Genomic DNA, 17388 nt, shown 5'->3' on the forward strand with positions numbered 1-17388 from the left:
GCGTCAGCTGGCCAGTTTCGGAACGACACTCGGCGGGCTTTTCAAGCGGCTGGTAACCACGCTGGCGATGATGATCAAGGCGCCGCCGAGCAGCATGCGTAGCGTCGGCTGCTCGCCGAACAGCCACCAGGCGAAGGCGATGCCGTAGACCGGTTCGAGAGCGAAGATCACCGACGTCGTGCGCGCCTTCAGGACCCGCAGGCTAGCGACGAACAGGCTGTGTGCGAGTCCGGTGCAGAGCACGCCGAGCAGAGCAAGCCAGAGCCAGTCCTGCGCGGGTATCGCAGGTATCGCCGACCAGCAGAATGGCAGCAGGGCTGCGAGGATCGCCAGGTTCTGCCAGAGCGCCGAGCGAACCGGATCGAGGCCGCGGGTGACGGCACGGTTGAGCAGCGACAGGAGCGCGAACAGCAGGCCGGAAAGCACACCGTAGAGCAATCCGGCAGTCGGTCCGCTGCTCAGATCGAACGCCGGCGCGACAAGCAGCAGGCCGGCACAGACCAGCCCGACCATGGCGAACTCGATGGCGCGGGTGCGTTCGCGGAACAGCAGGCCTTCGAGCAGCACGGTGAAGGCAGGGAAGCTGGCAAAGCCCAGGGTTGCAATGCCGACGCCAGCGATCTTCACTGCGATGAAGAACGTCAACCAGTGCGCACCCAGCAACAGCCCGCCCAAGGCCAGACCGCCACGCTGCCGCCAGTTTGGCGGCGCCCCGCTGGGTCGCAGCAACTGCGCCACCAGCAGCAGGGCCAACACGGCGAACAGTGCACGACCAAAGGTGATGATCAGCGCCGAGCTTTCGGCCAGTTTTCCGAGCACGCCGGACAGGCCGAACATCAGCGCGCCGAGATGGATGGCCAACAGCGCGTTGCGCGGCGTCATGGAACGATCCACTCGAGCGAGTGGTGTGTGCGTGAAGTGGCGGGGAAAAAAAAGAGTGGGGTCATGGCTACCTGAACCTTGCGAATCAGGACCATGCTAGGCCGTGGCTTGGAGTGTGTCTGTCGCGTCAGTCACCGCTTTTGTCGCGCAGCTCGCGTCGCAGTGCGCGCGGTGTGCAGCCTCGTGCGCGAACCAGTGCGGCGGTGAAGGCGCTTTGCGAGGCATAGCCCACCTGCGCGGCGATCTCGCCGATTGGCAGGCGGGTGTCGTGCAACAGCGCCTCGGCATGCTGCAAGCGGCGCTGGCGTACGTGTTCCATCGGCGTTCGGCCCGTCTCGCGAAGAAAGCGCGCGTGCAGACCGGCCACCGACAACCCGGCGATACGGGCCAGGTCGGCAACCTGAAGCGGGTGGGATAGATGCTGATCGATGAAGGCGTCGATAGCGGCGACCGGCAGTGCGTGCTGGTCATGGTGGATATGTTGCCCACTGGCCAGACTGGCGAGCAGGAGTACGGCGCCCTGTTCGGCAATCAATGGATCATTGATCGGGCTGTGCGCCAGCCAGGCGACCAGGCGCTGCTGGCTTGCGTTCAGGCGCACGGTATCCGGTCGATCGATCAGACGCAGGCTGGGTTCGGTGTGGTGGCCCAAGCGCTGACGAACCCAGCTCTCCGACGGGAGATCGAGCACCAGGCAGTGACTGCCGGTGACACTGGCACAGGCATGGTGAGTGGCGGACGGAATTACCGCGAGACTCTGCTCGCCGACGCGGCTGCCGCGCCCGGCAATCTCGAACTCCAGCAGCCCTTTCAAGCCGAATACCAGTTGCGGATGTTCGTGGCTATGGGCGATGAGGTGGTGATAGTTGCGCAGCGATAGCATCTGGCGGCTGTCCCGAAGCAGGCCCGCTGACCAGTGGTCTGTGCGGTGAGTTGGTTGAGGCAAGTTCGGGTGAACATGGCTCGAAGACAATGCTGCAACACCGTATTGGGGCCTTGGGCGCCGAAATTGACTAACTGAACTTACCGAACAGACCACTTGGCCAGATTCGGTTAGTCGACGGCTGGCCGCCAGCGGTCAGAGAATCAGAGGATGACCTTGTCGCGAAGTTTCTCGGCCGCTTGCTGCAGTGCCTGAATCACGCGCTCCTTGTCGAAGTTCTGCACGCCGTTGGTATCCAGGTACATGGAGAAGCCGGGGAGTTCGTGCTCGACGAAACTGCAGGTGGCGCCAAGGTCGCGGCGGAAGTCCACCACCTGGTAGATCTGCACCGGGCGGGAGAAACCCTTGACCGCGATCTGGCCCTTGTCGCGGCACATGATGACGTCCTTGATCAGCGAATAGGTTTCGTGGGAGATCAGGATCTCGCTGGCCTCGGCGGCGCTTTCAAGACGGCTGGCCAGGTTCACTTCGCGCCCGATGATGGTGTAATCCATGCGCGTATCGGCGCCGAAGTTGCCCACCGTGCAATAACCGGTGTTGATGCCCATGCGGATTTCCATGGGTTTGGTAATGCCCTGTGCGCGCCATTGCTGGCGCAGCACCTTCATGTGTTTGCGCATGGCGATGGCCATGGAAACCGCTGCCACCGCGTCTTTCTTGGCACCCTGGCTAGAAGGGTCACCGAAGAACACCATCACGCAGTCGCCGACGAACTTGTCGATGGTGCCACCGTACTTCAGGGCAATCTTCGACATCTCGTTTAGGTAGTTGTTGAGCAGGTCGGTAAGGGCCTCAGCCTCCAGTTCCTCGGCCAGCTCGGTGAATCCCTTGATGTCGGAGAAGAACACGGTGAGCCGCTTGCGCTGGGTTTCCAGGCGAACGCTGCGCTTGCCGGTGAAGATCGACTCCCACACCTGGGGCGAGAGGTACTTGGCGAGGTTGCGTGCCAGACGCGCGGCCTTGGCCTGCTCCGTTTCGATCTCCTTGCGCGCCTGGGCGAGGCGCTGGCCCTGCTGGTGCACGAAGTAGGCGGTGGCGCATATGTAAAAGGTCGTGAACAGGATGCTCACCAGAGAAACCAGTGGCGGTGTGGTACCGCGGTAGCTCAGGGGCACGACGAGAGATGCCAGGCCGACCCCGACACCCACGCAGATCAGCGAGATGGCGAGGTTGCGCAGGCTGCCGCTCACCAGCGCGCTGAAGCTGAGTGTCAGCAGAAACATCAGGCTGGGCACGATCGAAAAACCGAGCAGCAATATGCCGCCACCGGCGTTCAAGGCATCCAGGCAGAGCAGAACCTGCGCTGTGCGCTCGGGATGATCGCGCTTGAAGCGATAGCTCAGGTGATAGGCCAGGTGCGGATAGAGCAGGGCGTACGGCACCATCCACAGCAGGTCCATCGAGAAATACTGGGTGTAGGTACCAGCTGCAAGCGTGGCGGCGCAGATCAGGTAGGCGAGCACGCGGGAGTAGTACTCGCGCAACGGGCGAGTGGCGAGGCCATTGCGGCGCTCAACCGGAGTGGAAGTCATGTGTGCGTACGATCCCTGGTAGTTTTTTCGACGCCGTTCTCTCGCGCCTTGCAGACTGACGCCAGGCTCGATCGACGGGTCACCCTGCGAAGGCGACAGCTTTCGAGCACATCAGCGACAGCCTCGCGATCACGGGGCCAGCTCGGCGATGGCCGGCCCGCGCGAAAGCCGTCAGATCATAACCAAGCAACGCCGCATCGCCAAACCAGAGGATGAAAACAATGATGGCACCGGTCGGATAGCCGCTGTCATCAGGCTCAGAAGCGAATCCGGCCCGTCAGCATGTCCTTGAACATCACCCAGTCGCCGAGAAAGCTGTAGAGCGGATACTGGAATGTTGCCGGCCGGTTCTTCTCGAAGATGAAGTGGCCGACCCAGGCGAAGCCATAACCGGCCACCGGCATCGCCAGCAACCAGAGCCACTGCTGGGTAAGGAGTGCGTAGCCAAGTATGCCAAGCACCAGCAGGCTACCGACGAAGTGCAGGCGACGGCAGGTGGGGTTGCTGTGCTCGGCGAGATAGAACGGATAGAAATCGGCAAAGCGGCTGAAGCGTTCGGCGGTTTGCGTACTCATGGCGTACCTCCTGTTATTGTCGCGCACAGACTAGTCATCGCTAACCTTGCGTGTCAGTGACAATCAGGGCCAGTTTAGTAGCCTTAGGCGCAGCTGCCCCACCTATCGAAGAACAAGAAAACCCCATGACCGAACGCACCACTTCCTCGAGCTGGGCGCTGAGTATCGTCCAGGCTCTGGAATCCGCCGGGATCGATTGCCGCCAGTTGTTCATTGAGCTGCATCTGGACTATGCCGCTCTGGACGACCCCGACGCGCGCTTTGCCCAGGATGACATGACGCGCCTTTGGCAACGCGCGGTGGCGGTTTCCGGTGACCCCGCCATTGGCCTGAACATGGCGCGCCAGGCGCGGCCGGCTGCACTGAACGTGGTCGGTTATGCACTGATGTCCAGCCGCAATCTCAAGGAAGGCTTCGCCAGATTGGTGCGCTACCAGCGGATCATCGCCGAGGGTGCCGATCTGGATTTCCAGCCCTGCGCACAGGGCTATCGGTTGAGTCTGACGATAATCGGCGACCGCTTGCCGCCAGCTAGGCAAAGTGCCGAAGGCTCCCTGGCAGGCTGCCTGACATTCTGCCGCTGGCTCACCGGAACGCCGTTGCTGCCGCTGGAAGTCAGCTTTCAGGGCCAACCGCCGGATGATCTGGAGCCCTATCGGCAGCTGTTCCAGGCACCTTTGCGCTTCGACGCGCGTCGCTACGCGTTGCTGTTTCGCGAAGAGGATGTGGAAATGCCGTTGCCGACCGCCAATGAAGCGCTGGCGCAATTGCATGATCGTTTCGCCGGTGAGTACCTCTCGCGCTTCTCCGACAGCAAAGTTATGCATCGCGCGCGGCAGATACTCTGTCGATTGCTGCCGCAGGGCGAGCCCAGGCGCGAAGTCGTGGCGCAGGCGCTGTGCCTGTCGGAGCGCACCCTGCAGCGGCGTCTGCAGGAGGAGGGCAGCAGCTTCCAGCAATTGCTCGACGATACGCGTCGCGATCTGGCGGTGCAGCACCTCGCCCAGCCGGACCTGGCGCCGCTGGAAATCGCCTATCTGCTTGGCTTTGCCGATCCGAGCAATTTTTACCGGGCGTTCAAGCGCTGGTTCGGCGTCACGCCCGGCGAATACCGTCTGGCCGCGCGCTCACGCCAGTAGGAACCTGTGAAAGCCCACATAGCCTTAGCTAGAGCAGATCGGTTACTTATATGCGCCTTTCCATGATGGAGTGACCCAATTGGCCACCAGCCTGCTCGCGTTAATAGACGATATTGCGACCGTACTCGACGACGTCTCGCTCATGACCAAGGTGGCGGCCAAGAAGACCGCTGGCGTACTGGGCGACGACCTGGCACTCAATGCGCAGCAGGTGACCGGGGTGAATGCCGACCGGGAACTGCCTGTGGTGTGGGCAGTGGCCAAGGGCTCGTTTCGCAACAAGGCGATCCTGGTCCCCGCTGCGCTGCTGATCAGTGCCTTTCTGCCCTGGGCAATCACACCGCTGTTGATGCTCGGCGGCGCCTTTCTCTGTTACGAGGGGTTCGAGAAGCTGGCGCACCGCTTTCTTCATAGCGATGACAGCGATCACGCGGAGACGGTGAAGGCGCTCGCCGACCCGTCCGTGGACATGGTGGCGTTCGAGAAGAAAAAGATCAGCGGCGCGGTGCGTACTGACTTCATCCTCTCCGCCGAAATCATCGCCATCACCCTCGGCACGGTCGCGGCCGCGTCGTTCAGTCAGCAGGTCATGGTTCTGGTGGGCATCGCCATCCTGATGACGATAGGCGTCTATGGGCTGGTAGCCGCCATCGTCAAGCTCGACGATCTTGGTCTGGCCCTGAGCAAGCGGGCCAGCGGTGTGGCCAGCGCCATCGGGCGAGGCATTCTGAGCGTCGCGCCGTGGCTGATGAAGTCGCTGTCGGTCATCGGCACCGCGGCGATGTTCATGGTGGGCGGCGGCATCCTCACCCACGGCATTCGCGCCGTGCATCATTTCATCGAGAACAGCACCCACGAAGCGCTCGGACTGCCCTATATCGGAGCGGTACTCGGCGGCCTGTTGCCGACGCTGCTCGACGCCGCATTCGGCATCGTCGCCGGCGGCGTGGTATTGGCGTTGGTTACGCTTGGCGGCCGGCTGTTCAAGCGCGGCTCCGGCGCCGCGGCCTGAGTCAGTGGCGCCAGAAGGCCGGGGTCAGCAGCACCAGCACCGTGATGATCTCCAGGCGTCCCAGTAGCATGCCGATCGACAGCAGCCATTTTGCCGTGTCGGGCAGTGTGGAGAAGTTGCCGGCTGGCCCGATGATCTCGCCCAGCCCCGGGCCGACGTTGCAGACCGCGGTCGCCGCGCCCGTGAGCGCGGTGATCGGGTCGAGGCCGAGGAGCGCCAGGCACAGCGCCAGCACGCCGATGGTCATGGTGATGAAGAAGGAAAAGGTCAGGATCGAGCGAACGATTTCTTCGTCCAGGTTGTGCCCGTTGTACTGCTGGCGGATTACCGCGCGGGGGTGAATCAGCTGCTTGAAGTTGGCGCGTAGCAGCGAGTAGGCCACCTGGAAGCGGAACATCTTCAGCCCGCCTGACGTCGAGCCCGAGCAGCCGCCGACGAAGGTCAGGTAGAAGAATGCCATGACGGCGAAACCGCCCCACTGGGTGTAGTCATCCACCGCGAAACCGGTCGTGGTAACCACGGAAACCACGCTGAAGGTCACGATGCGCAGTGCATCCAGCGCCGGAATGTCATTGTTCAGCCAATACCAGCCGCTGAACAGCACGCTGGTGATGGTGAGCATCAGGACGAAGCCTCGCACCTGCTGATCCTTGAGCAGCGCCGTGCGATGGCCTCGCAGCGTCATCACGTAAAGGGTGAACGGCAGACTGCCGAGCAGCATGAAGAATACTGCGACCCAGTGCGCGGACGGCCCGAACTTGCCCATCGATGCATCGGAGGTGGAAAAGCCGCCAGTGGCGACGGTCGACATCGCATGGTTTATGGCATCGAACATGCTCATGCCGGTCAACAGGAAGGCCAGAAACGCGGCGACGGTAAACGTCACGTAGATGACCAGCAGGTACTGCCCGGCCACGTGCGAGCGCGGCATCACCTTCTCCGACCAGTCCGAGGACTCGGTCTGGAACAGCCTCATGCCACCGACTCGCAGCAGCGGCAGAATCGCGATCGCCATGCCGATGAAGCCGATGCCACCCAGCCAGTGCAGCAGCGAGCGCCACATCAGCAGCCCGGGCGATGCTCTATCCAGTCCCGAGAGCACGGTGGCGCCAGTGGTGGTGATACCGGACATAGTTTCGAAGAAGGCGTCCGAATAGCTGATGTGCTGAATCAGCATCAGCGGCAAGGCGGCGAAACAGCAGACCACCACCCAGCTGATCGTGGTCAGGAAGTACATGTCGCGCGGCCGCAGGTTGGTGTTGGCTGGTCTACCCGGTGCGACAAGGGCGAAGCCGCAGGAGAAGGTGATCAGGCTGCCCCAGATGAATGCCTGCAGGTCATCGGTGCGTTCGAATGCCAGCAGGGTCAGCATCGGAATGATCATGCTGACGGCCAGGGTGATCAGGAAAATGCCGAGGATAAAACCGATGATGCGTAAGGTCGGCAGGGCCATGTAGAGGGTGCTCGGCACGGTGAAAGAGGGCGGACATTCTACTCGCGTCGCTCCGCCAGTAAACCGCCCGACGGCTGGTAGAAAAATGTTTTCTCGGCAGCCGTGGAGCCTCTTCCCAAGCGCAGCGCCATGAATAGAATAGCCGCCCGGGCGCCGGCCCATTTCCGGTCTCTGGGTGTTCACCTTCCATGTCAATCGACAATCCCTGCCTCACGTGCGGCGCCTGCTGCGCGTACTTTCGTGTGTCCTTCTATTTTGGTGAATGCGTTTCTGCCGGCGGTGCGGTGCCGGACCAGCTGACAGTTCAGGTTTCGCCGTTCCATGTGGCCATGCTCGGGACCGAGAGCAAACCTGCGCGCTGCGTCGGACTGCTGGGCGATGTCGGTTGCGGCGTGCGCTGCAGCATGTACGAGCAGCGTTCGAGCACCTGCCGCGAATTCGAGGCGTCCTGGGAGAACGGCGAGCACAATGCGCATTGCGACGCGGCGCGGGCGGCACACGGCCTGCCACCGCTGGTGCCGCCGCTGCAGCCGCAGCTCTCGCCGGATCGGGTGGCTTGACCTGGTGGGCTGTTTGGTAAGTTCGGTTGGTCAATTGCGGCGACCATGGCCCCGATACTGTGTTGCTGCTCCTTGCCATGAGCCCCGCCATGACTCGTCGCAGCGCCTTGTCTCGGAGCCATGTTCATCGGAACTTGCCTCAGCCAACTCACTGCACGGGCCACCAGCGCCGGCCGGCGCGTTGTTTGCGCTGTCGGCCGGCCATCACTCGCGGTACGTCGCCAACACCCTCTAGAATGTCCGACCCTTTCAGGAGGTAATGGATGGACGCTCTGGACCTGTTGCTCAACCGCGTATCTGTCACTCGCCTATGCGAGCCGGCACCCGATGCCGATCAACTCGATCTGCTTTTTCGTGCAGCCTTGCGTGCGCCGGATCACGGCCAGTTGCACCCCTGGCGCTTCCTGACCGTCGAGGGCGATGCGCGCGGCAAGCTCGGTGAGCTGTTTGCCGACGCTCTGCAGGCCCGGCAGACCGATGCCTCGGACGAAGCGCTGCAGAAGGCGCGCAACATGCCGCTGCGTGCGCCGATGCTGATCGTGGTGATCGCCAGTCCGAAGGCGCACCCGAAAGTCCCGGAAGGCGAACAGTTACTGGCTGCCGGCTGCGCGGCGCATGGTCTGCTGTTGGCCGCCCATGCCCAGGGGATTGGCGCGGTGTGGCGCACCGGTGAGTTCGCCTATGACCCGCATGTAATGAAGGGGCTGGGCCTGGCCGAGCAGGAACGTCTGCTGGGCTTCCTGTACCTGGGCACGCCGGAGGGCCGCATCCGTAGCGCCCCGGTGCTCGAGCCCGAGGCTTTCGTCAACGGCTGGAACGGTCAGTGATGGCTCTGAATCTCTGACACCGTGCCTACAGCGTTTGCCAACGGCAGACGCAGGCTCGCGATGAAGCCGCCATCGGGGTGGTTGACCAGCTGCAGCTGGCCACCGTGGCGCTCGGCCGCACGGCGTGCGATGGCCAATCCGAGGCCATGTCCGGCGGCCGTTTGTCCTGGCGCTCGGAAGAAGGGTTGGCTCAGTTGCGGCAGGTGTTCGTCGGCGACTCCTGGCCCGTGGTCGCGCACACTCAGTACCAGCTCGTCACCGTCGCGCTGCGCGCGCAGCTCCACGGGCACGCCCTCGGGGTTGAAGCGCAGGGCGTTGCGCAACAGATTGTCCAGTGCGCGTTCGAGCATTTCCGTCCAACCTGTGAATGCCAGGCCAGGCTCGACCCGACCGTCGATACGTTGAGCGGGCGCGATGATGCGGGCGTTGTCCTTCAGTTGCTCGAACATTGCTGGCAGGTCGACGGCCGTTGCCGTGCCGGGTTCCGCATCCAGGCGGGATAGCTCGAGGATTTCGCTGATCAGCGCTTCCAGTCGATCGCATTCCTTGGCCAGTCGCGGCCAGATCACTTCGCGTTCGCTCGGGCTGGCGCGCTCGGCCAGTGCCTGGGCAATGCGCAGGCGCGCCAGCGGTGAGCGCAGTTCGTGGGATACGTCGCGCAGCAGCTGGCGCTGACTGCCGATCAGCGCCTGCAGCCGTGCGCCCATGCGGTTGAAATCGCTCGCCAGCACACCGAGCTCGTCGCGCCGTGTTGCCAGACGGGCGAGGGACTGCTGCTGATAGCTGGTCTGCCCTAGGTCGTGCACGGCACGGCGCAGGCGATCCAATGGGCGAGTGATGGATAGCGTCAGCAGCAGGCTGAAGCCGGTGAGTACCACCAGTGCGATGCCCAACGCGCTGAGCGGCCAGGCCAGACTGCCGCGATGCCAGGCCTGCAGTTCGGGATAAGGAATGCGGTAGATGAACAGGTAGGTTTCACCGCTGGTCGGACTGGTGTAATCGGCGGTCAAGCGTCGCCAAGGCAGTGGGCGTTCGCGATCCTGATGGCGTGCCTCGAACGCGGCGGCGCGGGCGGAGAAAGTGCCGCGGACGATCGGTTGGCCGTTTTCCGCCAGCACCTGTACATCGACCCGCGCACGATGCCGGTGCTGTTCCAGCAAGCGCTGCGCAGCCTGCGGGCCCTGGCGCTCGTAGACCTCGGTCCAGGTTTCGGCAAGACCTTGCAGTGCCGGGTGGCGGCCGAGAATCCAGGCGTCCTGATTCAGCGCATGGCCGAGCAGCATGGCCAGGCCGGCAACCAGTGCAATGGCCAGCCAGAAGGTTGCGAGTATGCGCCAGAACAGTGATCGCACTGGGTCTCTCCACGGCAAAGCCCGGCAGCTTCCACCGGCGCTCTGAACGCGTGGCGGAAGTTGTCGGGCGGGTTTTCAGAACGGGAGCAGATCAGTTCTTCTGATCGCGGTCCGCTTTCCATTTGAGGAACTCTGCACGTTCGGCGCGCTTTTCTTCCATCTTCTTCATGCCTTCGTCGAAGGCCTTGTGCTGTTCGGGTTTGAGCAGCGCGCGCATGCTCTGGTGGGTCTTCTCGCGACTGGCGTCGAGATCGTTCTGCATGGCCTTGCGCTCGGCTTCGGGCAGCTTGTCGAGGTAGCGCTGGGTAATTTCCTGGCGCTGCCGCATCTGCTCGCCCATCAGCTTGCGCATTTCGCGCTGCTGTTCCTTAGTCAGGTCCAGATCCTGAAACATGTGCGGGGCATGCTTGCCAGCATGACGACCATCGTGCATGCCGCCGGGCATGGCGAAGGCGAGGGTCGGAACGGCAGCGGCGAACAGCAGGGCTACGAGTGATTTGCGCATGTTGAAAACTCTCCTATGTAGGGAAACCGGCCGTCCCGCCGCGTCGCTCATTGGCGGCAGGTCTGTGACCGGATGAGTTCAGTCTACGCAGGGCAAGGTCAAGGGCGGTCAGCCCAGGGTAAAGCCTCGGTAAAGACGATCAGACTGCGTACAGATAGCCGCGGCTGCGCAGGGCGACGATTCGCGGGCTGCCATCGGCGTGCGGGCCAAGCTTGCGGCGCAGGTTGCTGACGTGCATGTCGAGGCTGCGGTCATAGAGAGTGAGCTTGCGTCCCAGGGCGTGTTGGGCCAGGGTCTGCTTGTCGATCGGCTCGCCCGGTTGTGCTAGCAGCGTTTCGAGGATGCGGCCTTCGGAGAGCGTCAGGCTGACGTCATGACCGCCGACGCTGGCCACGCCGCGTGCCGGGCTGTAGCAGAGATCGCCGAGCTCGACCTGGCTGGGCGTTGCGGTCGGCTGGGTACGGCGCAGCACGGCACGCAGGCGTGCGGTGAGCTCGCGCGGGTCGCAGGGTTTGGCCAGGTAATCGTCTGCGCCGAGCTCGAGGCCGAGAATGCGATCCAGTGGTTCGCCACGACCCGACAGCATCAGCACCGGTAGATCGGGATGTTCACTGCGTAGCTGCTTGAGCAGCTCCAGGCCGCTTCCGTCAGGCAGCATCACGTCCAGGACCACTGCTGCCGGTTGGTGCTGCGCCAGCGCCTGACGCGCGCTGTTGCCATCGTGGCAGGCATGGGCGACGAAGCCTTCCTGAGCGAGCCAGCTGATCAGCAGCTCGCAGAGTTCTTCGTCATCGTCGATAAGCAGCAATTCACTCATGTCGGCTCTGGTACTCAGTTGAGCCACTGGCGTCGGCGGCGTCCGCGCGTGACCAGCAGGCCCAGGGTGAAACTGATGACTCCGACAGCACCACCGACGGCGAACCACTGCTGCTGTTCGTTCAGCATCGCGGGCAGCTCTTTCGTCTGCTCCGCCTGCAACTGCAGGCGCAAGCGGCGATTTTCCTCGCGCAGACGCAGCAGTAAGGCCTCGGTGGTGTCGGCGCTCGGGCCGGCAGGCTCGGGCTCGGCTACGGCATCCAGCTCGTCGTACTCGACGGGGGCACCAGGCTCGATCTCCGGAACGGCAGGTTCCGGTAACCCTTCTTCGGCATACAGCGCCGGGGCGAGCAGGGTCAGGGCGAACAGCAGGGCAAGCGGTCGTTGACGCATCGGAACTCCTATTTCCTTACGAGGCCGTGGACTGCCCGCGGCCGGGCTATTCCCTGCTGTGTCGGCTCAGGGCAATACTTTCTTGAAGGGCTTGACCACCACGTTCACATATACGCCGGCGGCCTTGTACGGATCGGCGTCGGCCCACTGCTGTGCGGCTTCCAGGGAATCGAACTCGGCGACTACCAGGCTGCCGCTGAAGCCGGCTTCGCCCGGATCGTTGCTGTCGATGGCCGGGTGCGGACCGGCGAGAACCAGGCGGCCTTCGTTCTTCAGCTGCTCCAGGCGCGCCAGGTGGGCTGGGCGAGTGGCGAGGCGGTCCTGCAGGGAATTCGGTGCGTCGGTGGCGATAACGGCGTACAGCATGGTCGATCCTCGTTCGCGTAGGGGCGTATATGAAAAGTACAGAAAGCCCGGGATATGCATGATGACACTGCCGGCGCAGCCTGCTCGTCGCGCCGGTCGAGGCGCTACGGCGAGCCCTGCCGTGCAGCGCGGCATCATAGCAAACGGCGCTTGCGACGGAAGCGCTGCGCTTGATCCCCGTGCAGCGGTTGATGGCACGCAGGACGGTATTGGCGGTCGAAGCAAGAGCGGTTTGCGGCGCCTGCAGCGCTGGCCGGTGTAATGACTGTGACGACACGAGCCAAAGCGCCGGTGCGGCGTTAGACTAGCCGGCCGTTTGCGCCGGTGTACCCCTTCTTTCGGGCCGGTGAAGGCTTGCCGCCGCAGGCTTACGGATTCTTATCGAGGTGTCTGCACCTCACTGGAGCGCGTTACCAGATGATTGTCGATCTGCATTGCCACAGCACCGCCTCGGACGGCGCGCTGGCGCCCGCCAAGCTGGTGGAGCGAGCCCATGCGCGCGGCATCCAGATGCTGGCGCTCACCGACCACGACACGATCGACGGACTGGCCGAGGCACGGACGACTGCGCAGGCGCTGGGCATGCAGCTGGTCAATGGCATCGAGCTTTCCTGCCTGTGGAACGGGGCTACCATTCATGTATTGGGCTACGCCTTCGACGCGGATGCGCCTGCCCTGCAGCAGGCGATCGCACAACTGCACGAGGGACGCTGGCGCCGCGCCGAGCTGATCGGCCAACGCCTCGAAGCGAAGGGGATGCCGGGTGCGCTGGAAGGTGCACGGGCGCTTCAGCAGGAACTCGGCGACAGTGGCAACGCACCGGCGCGGCCGCATTTCGCCGATTTTCTCGTGCGTGCCGGTCATGTGCGCGACCGTGCCGAAGCGTTTCGCAAATGGCTGGGTTCGGGCAAGCTCGGCGACGTCAAGCAGCATTGGCCGAGCCTGGAGCAGACGGTCCAGACCTTACGTGACTCAGGTGCCTGGATCAGCCTGGCGCATCCGTGGCAGTACGATTTCACCCGCAGCAAGCGGCGCCGGTTGGTGATCGATTTCGCCCAGGCCGGCGGCCACGCGCTGGAGGTGGTCAACGGCATGCAGCCGCTGGAGCAGGTCGGCGGTCTGTCGATCCTGGTACGTGAGTTGGGCCTGATGGCCACAGTGGGCAGCGATTTCCATGCGCCTGGCGACTGGTCGGAGCTGGGGCTGTACCGCAGCCTGCCGGAGGATCTGTCACCACTTTGGAGACATTTCGATCATGAGCGCCGCCTACCTGCTGCCAGCTGAACAGGGAGTTTCCATGAGCCAGTTCTTTCAGATCCACCCGGACAACCCGCAACCGCGCCTGATCAAACAGGCCGTGGAAATCATTCGCAAGGGTGGGGTGGTGGTCTATCCCACCGACTCCAGTTATGCCGTCGGCTGCTCGATGGGTAACAAGGCCGGCATCGAACGCATCCGCCGGCTGCGCCAGCTCGATGACAAGCACAACTTCACCCTGGCCTGCCGCGATCTGTCGCAGCTGGGCCTGTTCGCCAAGGTCGATACCGCCGCCTTCCGCCTGCTCAAGGCTCATCTGCCCGGTCCCTACACGATCATCCTCTCGGCCACCCGCGAAGTGCCGCGCATGTTGCTGCACCCCAAGCGCCGTACGATCGGCCTGCGTGTGCCCGCGCAGCCGATCGCTCAGGCGCTGCTGGAGGAACTCGGTGAGCCACTGATGAGCGTCAGCCTGATCCTTCCCGGTGAAGATCTGCCGATGAGCGATCCGTACGAGATGCGTGACGTGCTGGAGCATCAGGTAGACCTGATCATCGATGGCGGGTACGGTGGCCTCGAAGCATCGACGGTGGTCAGCCTGGTCGACGATCGGCCTGAAGTGGTGCGAGTCGGTTGCGGCGATCCCGAACCCTTCATGGCTTGAACCTGGATGGCGAGCGTGCCCGTACAACATCTGGCCTGTGCCGTGAGCGGGTTGAGGCAAGTTCGGATGCCGAAATTGACCAACTGAACCTACCAAACAGGCCAATTAATCAAGGACACCCTTTTGAGCTCCATGGATTCACAGCGGCGCGTGGTTTCCGGCATGCGTCCCAGCGGCCGGCTACATCTCGGTCACTACAGTGGCGTATTGAAGAACTGGGTCAGGCTGCAGCATGAGTACGAGTGTTTCTTCTGCATCGTCGACTGGCATGCACTGACCACCGACTACGAAAGCTCCGGCGAAATCTCGCAGAACATCATGGATATGGCGGTGGACTGGCTGGCTGCCGGCGTCAGTCCCAGTTCAGCGACGCTGTTCATCCAGTCGCAGGTGCCGGAGCACGCCGAGCTGCATCTCTTGCTGTCGATGATCTGTCCGCTGGGCTGGCTGGAGCGGGTGCCGTCCTACAAGGAGCTGCAGCAGAATCTGCAGCACAAGGACCTGGATACCTATGGTTTTCTCGGTTATCCGCTGCTGCAGGCGGCGGACATCCTGATCTATCGTGCCGGGCTGGTGCCGGTCGGTGCCGACCAGCTGCCGCATATCGAATTCGCCCGCGACGTGGCGCGGCGCTTCAATCACCTCTATGGCCGCGAAGCGGATTTCGAGGACAAGGCCGAAGCGGCGATCCGCAAGCTCGGCAAGAAGACCTCCAAACTGTACGTCAGCCTGCGCAAGAGCTATCAGGAGCAGGGCGACGTCGAGGCGCTGAATACCGCCCGTGCGGTCATCAAGGAACAGCAGACCATCACCATCGGCGATCAGGAGCGGCTGTACGGCTACCTGGAAGGCTGCGGCAAGCTGCTGCTGCCGGAACCGCAGGCGCTGCTCGGCGAGCAACCGAAGATTTCCGGGCTCGACGGCGGCAAGATGGCCAAGTCCAACAGCAATGCCATCTATCTGCGCGATACGCCGCACGAGATCGAGGAAAAGATCCGCCGCATGCCCACCGACCCTGCGCGTGTGCATCGCAGCGATCCCGGTGAGCCGACGCGTTGCCCGGTCTGGCAGATGCATCTGGTGCACTCCGAGGAGGCCGTCTGCCAGTGGGCGGAGCAGGGTTGCCGGAGTGCCGGCATCGGTTGCCTGGAGTGCAAGGCGCCGCTGATCGACTCGATCAAGGCTGATCTGACACCCTTGCAGGAGCGTGCGCTGGACTACGAGCAGAATCCCGATCTGGTCCGCAGCATCCTTGCCGAAGGTGCGGAACACGCCCGTGACGAAGCCCGTGAGACGCTGATCGAAGTTCGCCAGGCGATGGGCCTGAATTACCGCTGAGGCGTCCCGCCGCCTTCGAGGATGACCATGCAGACCGAACTCCAGAGCCCCGAATCGACTCAGCCCGGCGAGCAGCTGCGCCTGGCGCTGGTCTATGGCGAGGCGGTGACCGAACTGCCGCTGGACCTGTATATCCCGCCGGATGCGCTGGAAGTCTTTCTCGAAGCCTTCGAAGGCCCGCTGGACCTGCTGCTCTACCTGATCCGCAAGCAGAACATCGACATTCTCGACATCCCGGTGGCGGAAATCACCCGGCAGTACATGGGCTACGTCGAGTTGATGAAATCGGTACGCCTGGAGCTGGCCGCCGAGTACCTGGTGATGGCCGCCATGCTCGCCGAGATCAAGTCGCGCATGCTGCTGCCGCGCTCGGCCGAAGCCGCCGAAGAGGAGGAGGACCCGCGCGCCGAGCTGATCCGCCGCCTGCAGGAGTACGAGCGTTTCAAGGCCGCCGCCGAGGATCTGGACGAACTGCCGCGGGTCGGTCGTGACCTGCAGGTGCCGCGCATCGATGCCCCGGATGCCAGGGCGCGCAAGCTGCTGCCGGATGTCAGCCTGGAGGAGCTGCTGGTGTCGATGGCCGAAGTGCTGCGCCGCGCCGACATGTTCGAGAGCCACCAGGTGACCCGCGAGGCGCTGTCGACCCGCGAGCGCATGAGCGAGGTGCTCGAACGCCTCAAGGGCGGCGGCTTCGTCCCGTTCGTCGCGCTGTTCCACGTCGAGGAGGGGCGCCTCGGCGTGGTGGTGACCTTCATGGCGGTGCTCGAGCTGATCAAGGAATCGCTGGTCGAGCTGGTGCAGAACGAGCCGTTCGCGCCTATCCATGTGCGCAGCCGTACCGAATAGCCAATTGCAGGAGTCAACCGTGGACCTTTCCGATCCCAAGGACCTCGCTTCGCTGCTCGAAGCCTTTCTGCTCGCATCCGGCAAGCCACTCTCGCTGGAGCGCCTCGGCGAACTCTTCGAGGAAGGCGAGCGGCCGTCGTCGGCGCAGCTGAAGAAGGCTCTCGAAGTGCTGGAAAAGTCCTGCAAGGGCCGCGCCTTCGAACTCAAGGAGGTGGCCAGCGGTTACCGTCTGCAGGTACGCCAGCGGTTTTCGCCGTGGGTCGGCCGGCTTTGGGAAGAGCGGCCGCAGCGCTACTCGCGAGCGCTGCTGGAAACCCTGGCGCTGATCGCCTACCGCCAGCCGATCACCCGTGGCGAGATCGAGGACATCCGCGGCGTCGCGGTCAACAGCCAGATCGTCAAGACGCTGCAGGAGCGTGAGTGGATTCGCGTGGTCGGCCATCGCGACGTGCCCGGACGCCCGGCAATGTTCGCCACCACCCGCCAGTTCCTCGACCATTTCAACCTGAAGAACCTCGACGAACTGCCGCCGCTCGCCGTATTGCGCGAGATGGAGCCCGAGCTGCGCCCGGTGCTCGACGACGAGGATGCCGCCGTACCTGCCGCCTTGCAGGCGCGGGCTGATGAAGTTGCAGACGAGCCGCAGGCGCCGCTGCGTGAGCAGACCAGCTTCCGCAGCCTGCTGGCCGAGCTCGATGGTATGGAGCAGGGCCTGAAGACCGACTTCGACGACCTGCTGGAAGCTGAAGAAGAAACATCGGCGGACGAGCCGCGCGGAGACGAGCCCGCGCAGTAAGCGCCAAGCCTGCTCCCAGCCGGCCAAACCACAGGCGCCTGGGTCGCCGCCTTCATGCCGGCATCGTGTCGTGTCCGAACGCCAACCGACCCTGGATGGTTTATGGTTGTCTGAGCTTTCAACCAAACGTTG

19 protein-coding genes are annotated in these 17388 nt (G+C 63.5%); 9 read left to right on the plus strand and 10 right to left on the minus strand.

Features of this window, described 5'->3' with window-relative positions; all coding sequences use genetic code 11:
• Nucleotides 1-3: 3 nt before the first annotated feature.
• From P5704_023065 to P5704_023080, 4 genes are all read right to left on the minus strand, one after another.
• Nucleotides 4-882, minus strand: coding sequence for a DMT family transporter (locus tag P5704_023065; protein ID WOF78838.1), 879 nt, complete (start codon nucleotides 880-882; stop codon nucleotides 4-6).
• Nucleotides 883-1009: 127 nt separating this feature from the next.
• Nucleotides 1010-1765 (minus strand): AraC family transcriptional regulator, encoded by a 756-nt coding sequence (locus tag P5704_023070; protein ID WOF78839.1) that lies wholly within the window; start codon nucleotides 1763-1765, stop codon nucleotides 1010-1012.
• A 203-nt stretch (nucleotides 1766-1968) separates the two neighbouring features.
• Entirely contained in the window at nucleotides 1969-3357 is a 1389-nt protein-coding gene (locus P5704_023075; GenBank protein WOF78840.1) for an adenylate/guanylate cyclase domain-containing protein, read from the minus strand.
• A 257-nt stretch (nucleotides 3358-3614) separates the two neighbouring features.
• On the minus strand, nucleotides 3615-3932 hold the full coding sequence (locus P5704_023080; GenBank protein WOF78841.1) for an Mpo1-like protein: 318 nt from the start codon (nucleotides 3930-3932) through the stop codon (nucleotides 3615-3617).
• Between the two features lie 125 nt (nucleotides 3933-4057).
• On the opposite strand from P5704_023080, the gene P5704_023085 reads away from it, so the two are divergent.
• Complete coding sequence (locus tag P5704_023085) at nucleotides 4058-5071, plus strand: AraC family transcriptional regulator (GenBank protein WOF78842.1); 1014 nt, start codon at nucleotides 4058-4060, stop codon at nucleotides 5069-5071.
• Between the two features lie 79 nt (nucleotides 5072-5150).
• Entirely contained in the window at nucleotides 5151-6083 is a 933-nt protein-coding gene (locus P5704_023090) for a DUF808 domain-containing protein (protein WOF78843.1), read from the plus strand.
• Between the two features lies 1 nt (nucleotide 6084).
• Here P5704_023090 and P5704_023095 read toward each other — a convergent pair whose 3' ends face one another.
• Nucleotides 6085-7536: a TrkH family potassium uptake protein gene (locus P5704_023095; protein WOF78844.1), complete on the minus strand. Its 1452-nt coding sequence runs from the start codon at nucleotides 7534-7536 to the stop codon at nucleotides 6085-6087.
• A gap of 188 nt (nucleotides 7537-7724) precedes the next feature.
• On the opposite strand from P5704_023095, the gene P5704_023100 reads away from it, so the two are divergent.
• Together P5704_023100 and P5704_023105 are read left to right on the plus strand one after the other, a co-directional pair.
• Nucleotides 7725-8096, plus strand: coding sequence for a YkgJ family cysteine cluster protein (locus P5704_023100; GenBank protein WOF78845.1), 372 nt, complete (start codon nucleotides 7725-7727; stop codon nucleotides 8094-8096).
• 263 nt (nucleotides 8097-8359) lie between these two features.
• Nucleotides 8360-8923: an NAD(P)H nitroreductase gene (locus P5704_023105; protein WOF78846.1), complete on the plus strand. Its 564-nt coding sequence runs from the start codon at nucleotides 8360-8362 to the stop codon at nucleotides 8921-8923.
• Here the strand turns inward: P5704_023105 and P5704_023110 are convergent.
• The 5 genes from P5704_023110 to P5704_023130 form a co-directional block, all read right to left on the minus strand.
• Nucleotides 8917-10275 carry a HAMP domain-containing sensor histidine kinase gene (locus tag P5704_023110; protein WOF78847.1) on the minus strand — a complete coding sequence of 453 codons (1359 nt, stop codon included), beginning with the start codon at nucleotides 10273-10275 and terminating at the stop codon, nucleotides 8917-8919. The two genes, P5704_023105 and P5704_023110, sit on opposite strands and share 7 nt — an antisense overlap.
• 91 nt (nucleotides 10276-10366) lie before the next feature.
• Nucleotides 10367-10780 carry a P pilus assembly/Cpx signaling pathway, periplasmic inhibitor/zinc-resistance associated protein gene (locus P5704_023115; protein ID WOF78848.1) on the minus strand — a complete coding sequence of 138 codons (414 nt, stop codon included), beginning with the start codon at nucleotides 10778-10780 and terminating at the stop codon, nucleotides 10367-10369.
• A 139-nt stretch (nucleotides 10781-10919) separates the two neighbouring features.
• A complete protein-coding gene (locus tag P5704_023120; protein WOF78849.1) occupies nucleotides 10920-11597 on the minus strand; it encodes a response regulator transcription factor in 678 nt (225 codons plus the stop codon).
• Nucleotides 11598-11611: 14 nt separating this feature from the next.
• Nucleotides 11612-11989 carry a hypothetical protein gene (locus P5704_023125; GenBank protein WOF78850.1) on the minus strand — a complete coding sequence of 126 codons (378 nt, stop codon included), beginning with the start codon at nucleotides 11987-11989 and terminating at the stop codon, nucleotides 11612-11614.
• A 66-nt stretch (nucleotides 11990-12055) separates the two neighbouring features.
• On the minus strand, nucleotides 12056-12355 hold the full coding sequence (locus P5704_023130) for a YciI family protein (GenBank protein ID WOF78851.1): 300 nt from the start codon (nucleotides 12353-12355) through the stop codon (nucleotides 12056-12058).
• Nucleotides 12356-12772: 417 nt separating this feature from the next.
• Here P5704_023130 and P5704_023135 point away from each other — a divergent pair, with 417 nt between their 5' ends.
• The 5 genes from P5704_023135 (at nucleotide 12773) to scpB (ending at nucleotide 17256) form a co-directional block, all read left to right on the plus strand.
• The gene (locus tag P5704_023135) at nucleotides 12773-13639 is read left to right on the plus strand and encodes a PHP domain-containing protein (protein WOF78852.1); all 867 of its coding nucleotides are present in this window, start codon (nucleotides 12773-12775) and stop codon (nucleotides 13637-13639) included.
• 13 nt (nucleotides 13640-13652) lie between these two features.
• Entirely contained in the window at nucleotides 13653-14276 is a 624-nt protein-coding gene (locus tag P5704_023140; protein ID WOF78853.1) for an L-threonylcarbamoyladenylate synthase, read from the plus strand.
• A gap of 162 nt (nucleotides 14277-14438) precedes the next feature.
• Entirely contained in the window at nucleotides 14439-15614 is a 1176-nt protein-coding gene (locus P5704_023145) for a tryptophan--tRNA ligase (GenBank protein ID WOF81315.1), read from the plus strand.
• A gap of 147 nt (nucleotides 15615-15761) precedes the next feature.
• Nucleotides 15762-16460 (plus strand): ScpA family protein, encoded by a 699-nt coding sequence (locus P5704_023150; GenBank protein WOF81316.1) that lies wholly within the window; start codon nucleotides 15762-15764, stop codon nucleotides 16458-16460.
• A gap of 19 nt (nucleotides 16461-16479) precedes the next feature.
• Complete coding sequence (gene scpB, locus P5704_023155; GenBank protein ID WOF78854.1) at nucleotides 16480-17256, plus strand: SMC-Scp complex subunit ScpB; 777 nt, start codon at nucleotides 16480-16482, stop codon at nucleotides 17254-17256.
• Nucleotides 17257-17388 lie beyond the last annotated feature (132 nt).

The sequence above is a fragment of the Pseudomonas sp. FeN3W genome, assembly GCA_030263805.2.
In the GTDB taxonomy this organism is placed as follows: domain Bacteria; phylum Pseudomonadota; class Gammaproteobacteria; order Pseudomonadales; family Pseudomonadaceae; genus Stutzerimonas; species Stutzerimonas stutzeri_G.

What these genes read in the sequence shown, in the direction of transcription:
- P5704_023065 (WOF78838.1), bottom strand. Translation starts at nt 882, where the DNA reads ATGACGCCGCGCAACGCGCTGTTGGCCATCCATCTCGGCGCGCTGATG.
- P5704_023070 (WOF78839.1), bottom strand. Translation starts at nt 1,765, where the DNA reads ATGCTATCGCTGCGCAACTATCACCACCTCATCGCCCATAGCCACGAA.
- P5704_023075 (WOF78840.1), bottom strand. Translation starts at nt 3,357, where the DNA reads ATGACTTCCACTCCGGTTGAGCGCCGCAATGGCCTCGCCACTCGCCCG.
- P5704_023080 (WOF78841.1), bottom strand. Translation starts at nt 3,932, where the DNA reads ATGAGTACGCAAACCGCCGAACGCTTCAGCCGCTTTGCCGATTTCTAT.
- P5704_023085 (WOF78842.1), top strand. Translation starts at nt 4,058, where the DNA reads ATGACCGAACGCACCACTTCCTCGAGCTGGGCGCTGAGTATCGTCCAG.
- P5704_023095 (WOF78844.1), bottom strand. Translation starts at nt 7,536, where the DNA reads ATGGCCCTGCCGACCTTACGCATCATCGGTTTTATCCTCGGCATTTTC.
- P5704_023100 (WOF78845.1), top strand. Translation starts at nt 7,725, where the DNA reads ATGTCAATCGACAATCCCTGCCTCACGTGCGGCGCCTGCTGCGCGTAC.
- P5704_023105 (WOF78846.1), top strand. Translation starts at nt 8,360, where the DNA reads ATGGACGCTCTGGACCTGTTGCTCAACCGCGTATCTGTCACTCGCCTA.
- P5704_023115 (WOF78848.1), bottom strand. Translation starts at nt 10,780, where the DNA reads ATGCGCAAATCACTCGTAGCCCTGCTGTTCGCCGCTGCCGTTCCGACC.
- P5704_023120 (WOF78849.1), bottom strand. Translation starts at nt 11,597, where the DNA reads ATGAGTGAATTGCTGCTTATCGACGATGACGAAGAACTCTGCGAGCTG.
- P5704_023125 (WOF78850.1), bottom strand. Translation starts at nt 11,989, where the DNA reads ATGCGTCAACGACCGCTTGCCCTGCTGTTCGCCCTGACCCTGCTCGCC.
- P5704_023130 (WOF78851.1), bottom strand. Translation starts at nt 12,355, where the DNA reads ATGCTGTACGCCGTTATCGCCACCGACGCACCGAATTCCCTGCAGGAC.
- P5704_023135 (WOF78852.1), top strand. Translation starts at nt 12,773, where the DNA reads ATGATTGTCGATCTGCATTGCCACAGCACCGCCTCGGACGGCGCGCTG.
- P5704_023140 (WOF78853.1), top strand. Translation starts at nt 13,653, where the DNA reads ATGAGCCAGTTCTTTCAGATCCACCCGGACAACCCGCAACCGCGCCTG.
- P5704_023145 (WOF81315.1), top strand. Translation starts at nt 14,439, where the DNA reads ATGCGTCCCAGCGGCCGGCTACATCTCGGTCACTACAGTGGCGTATTG.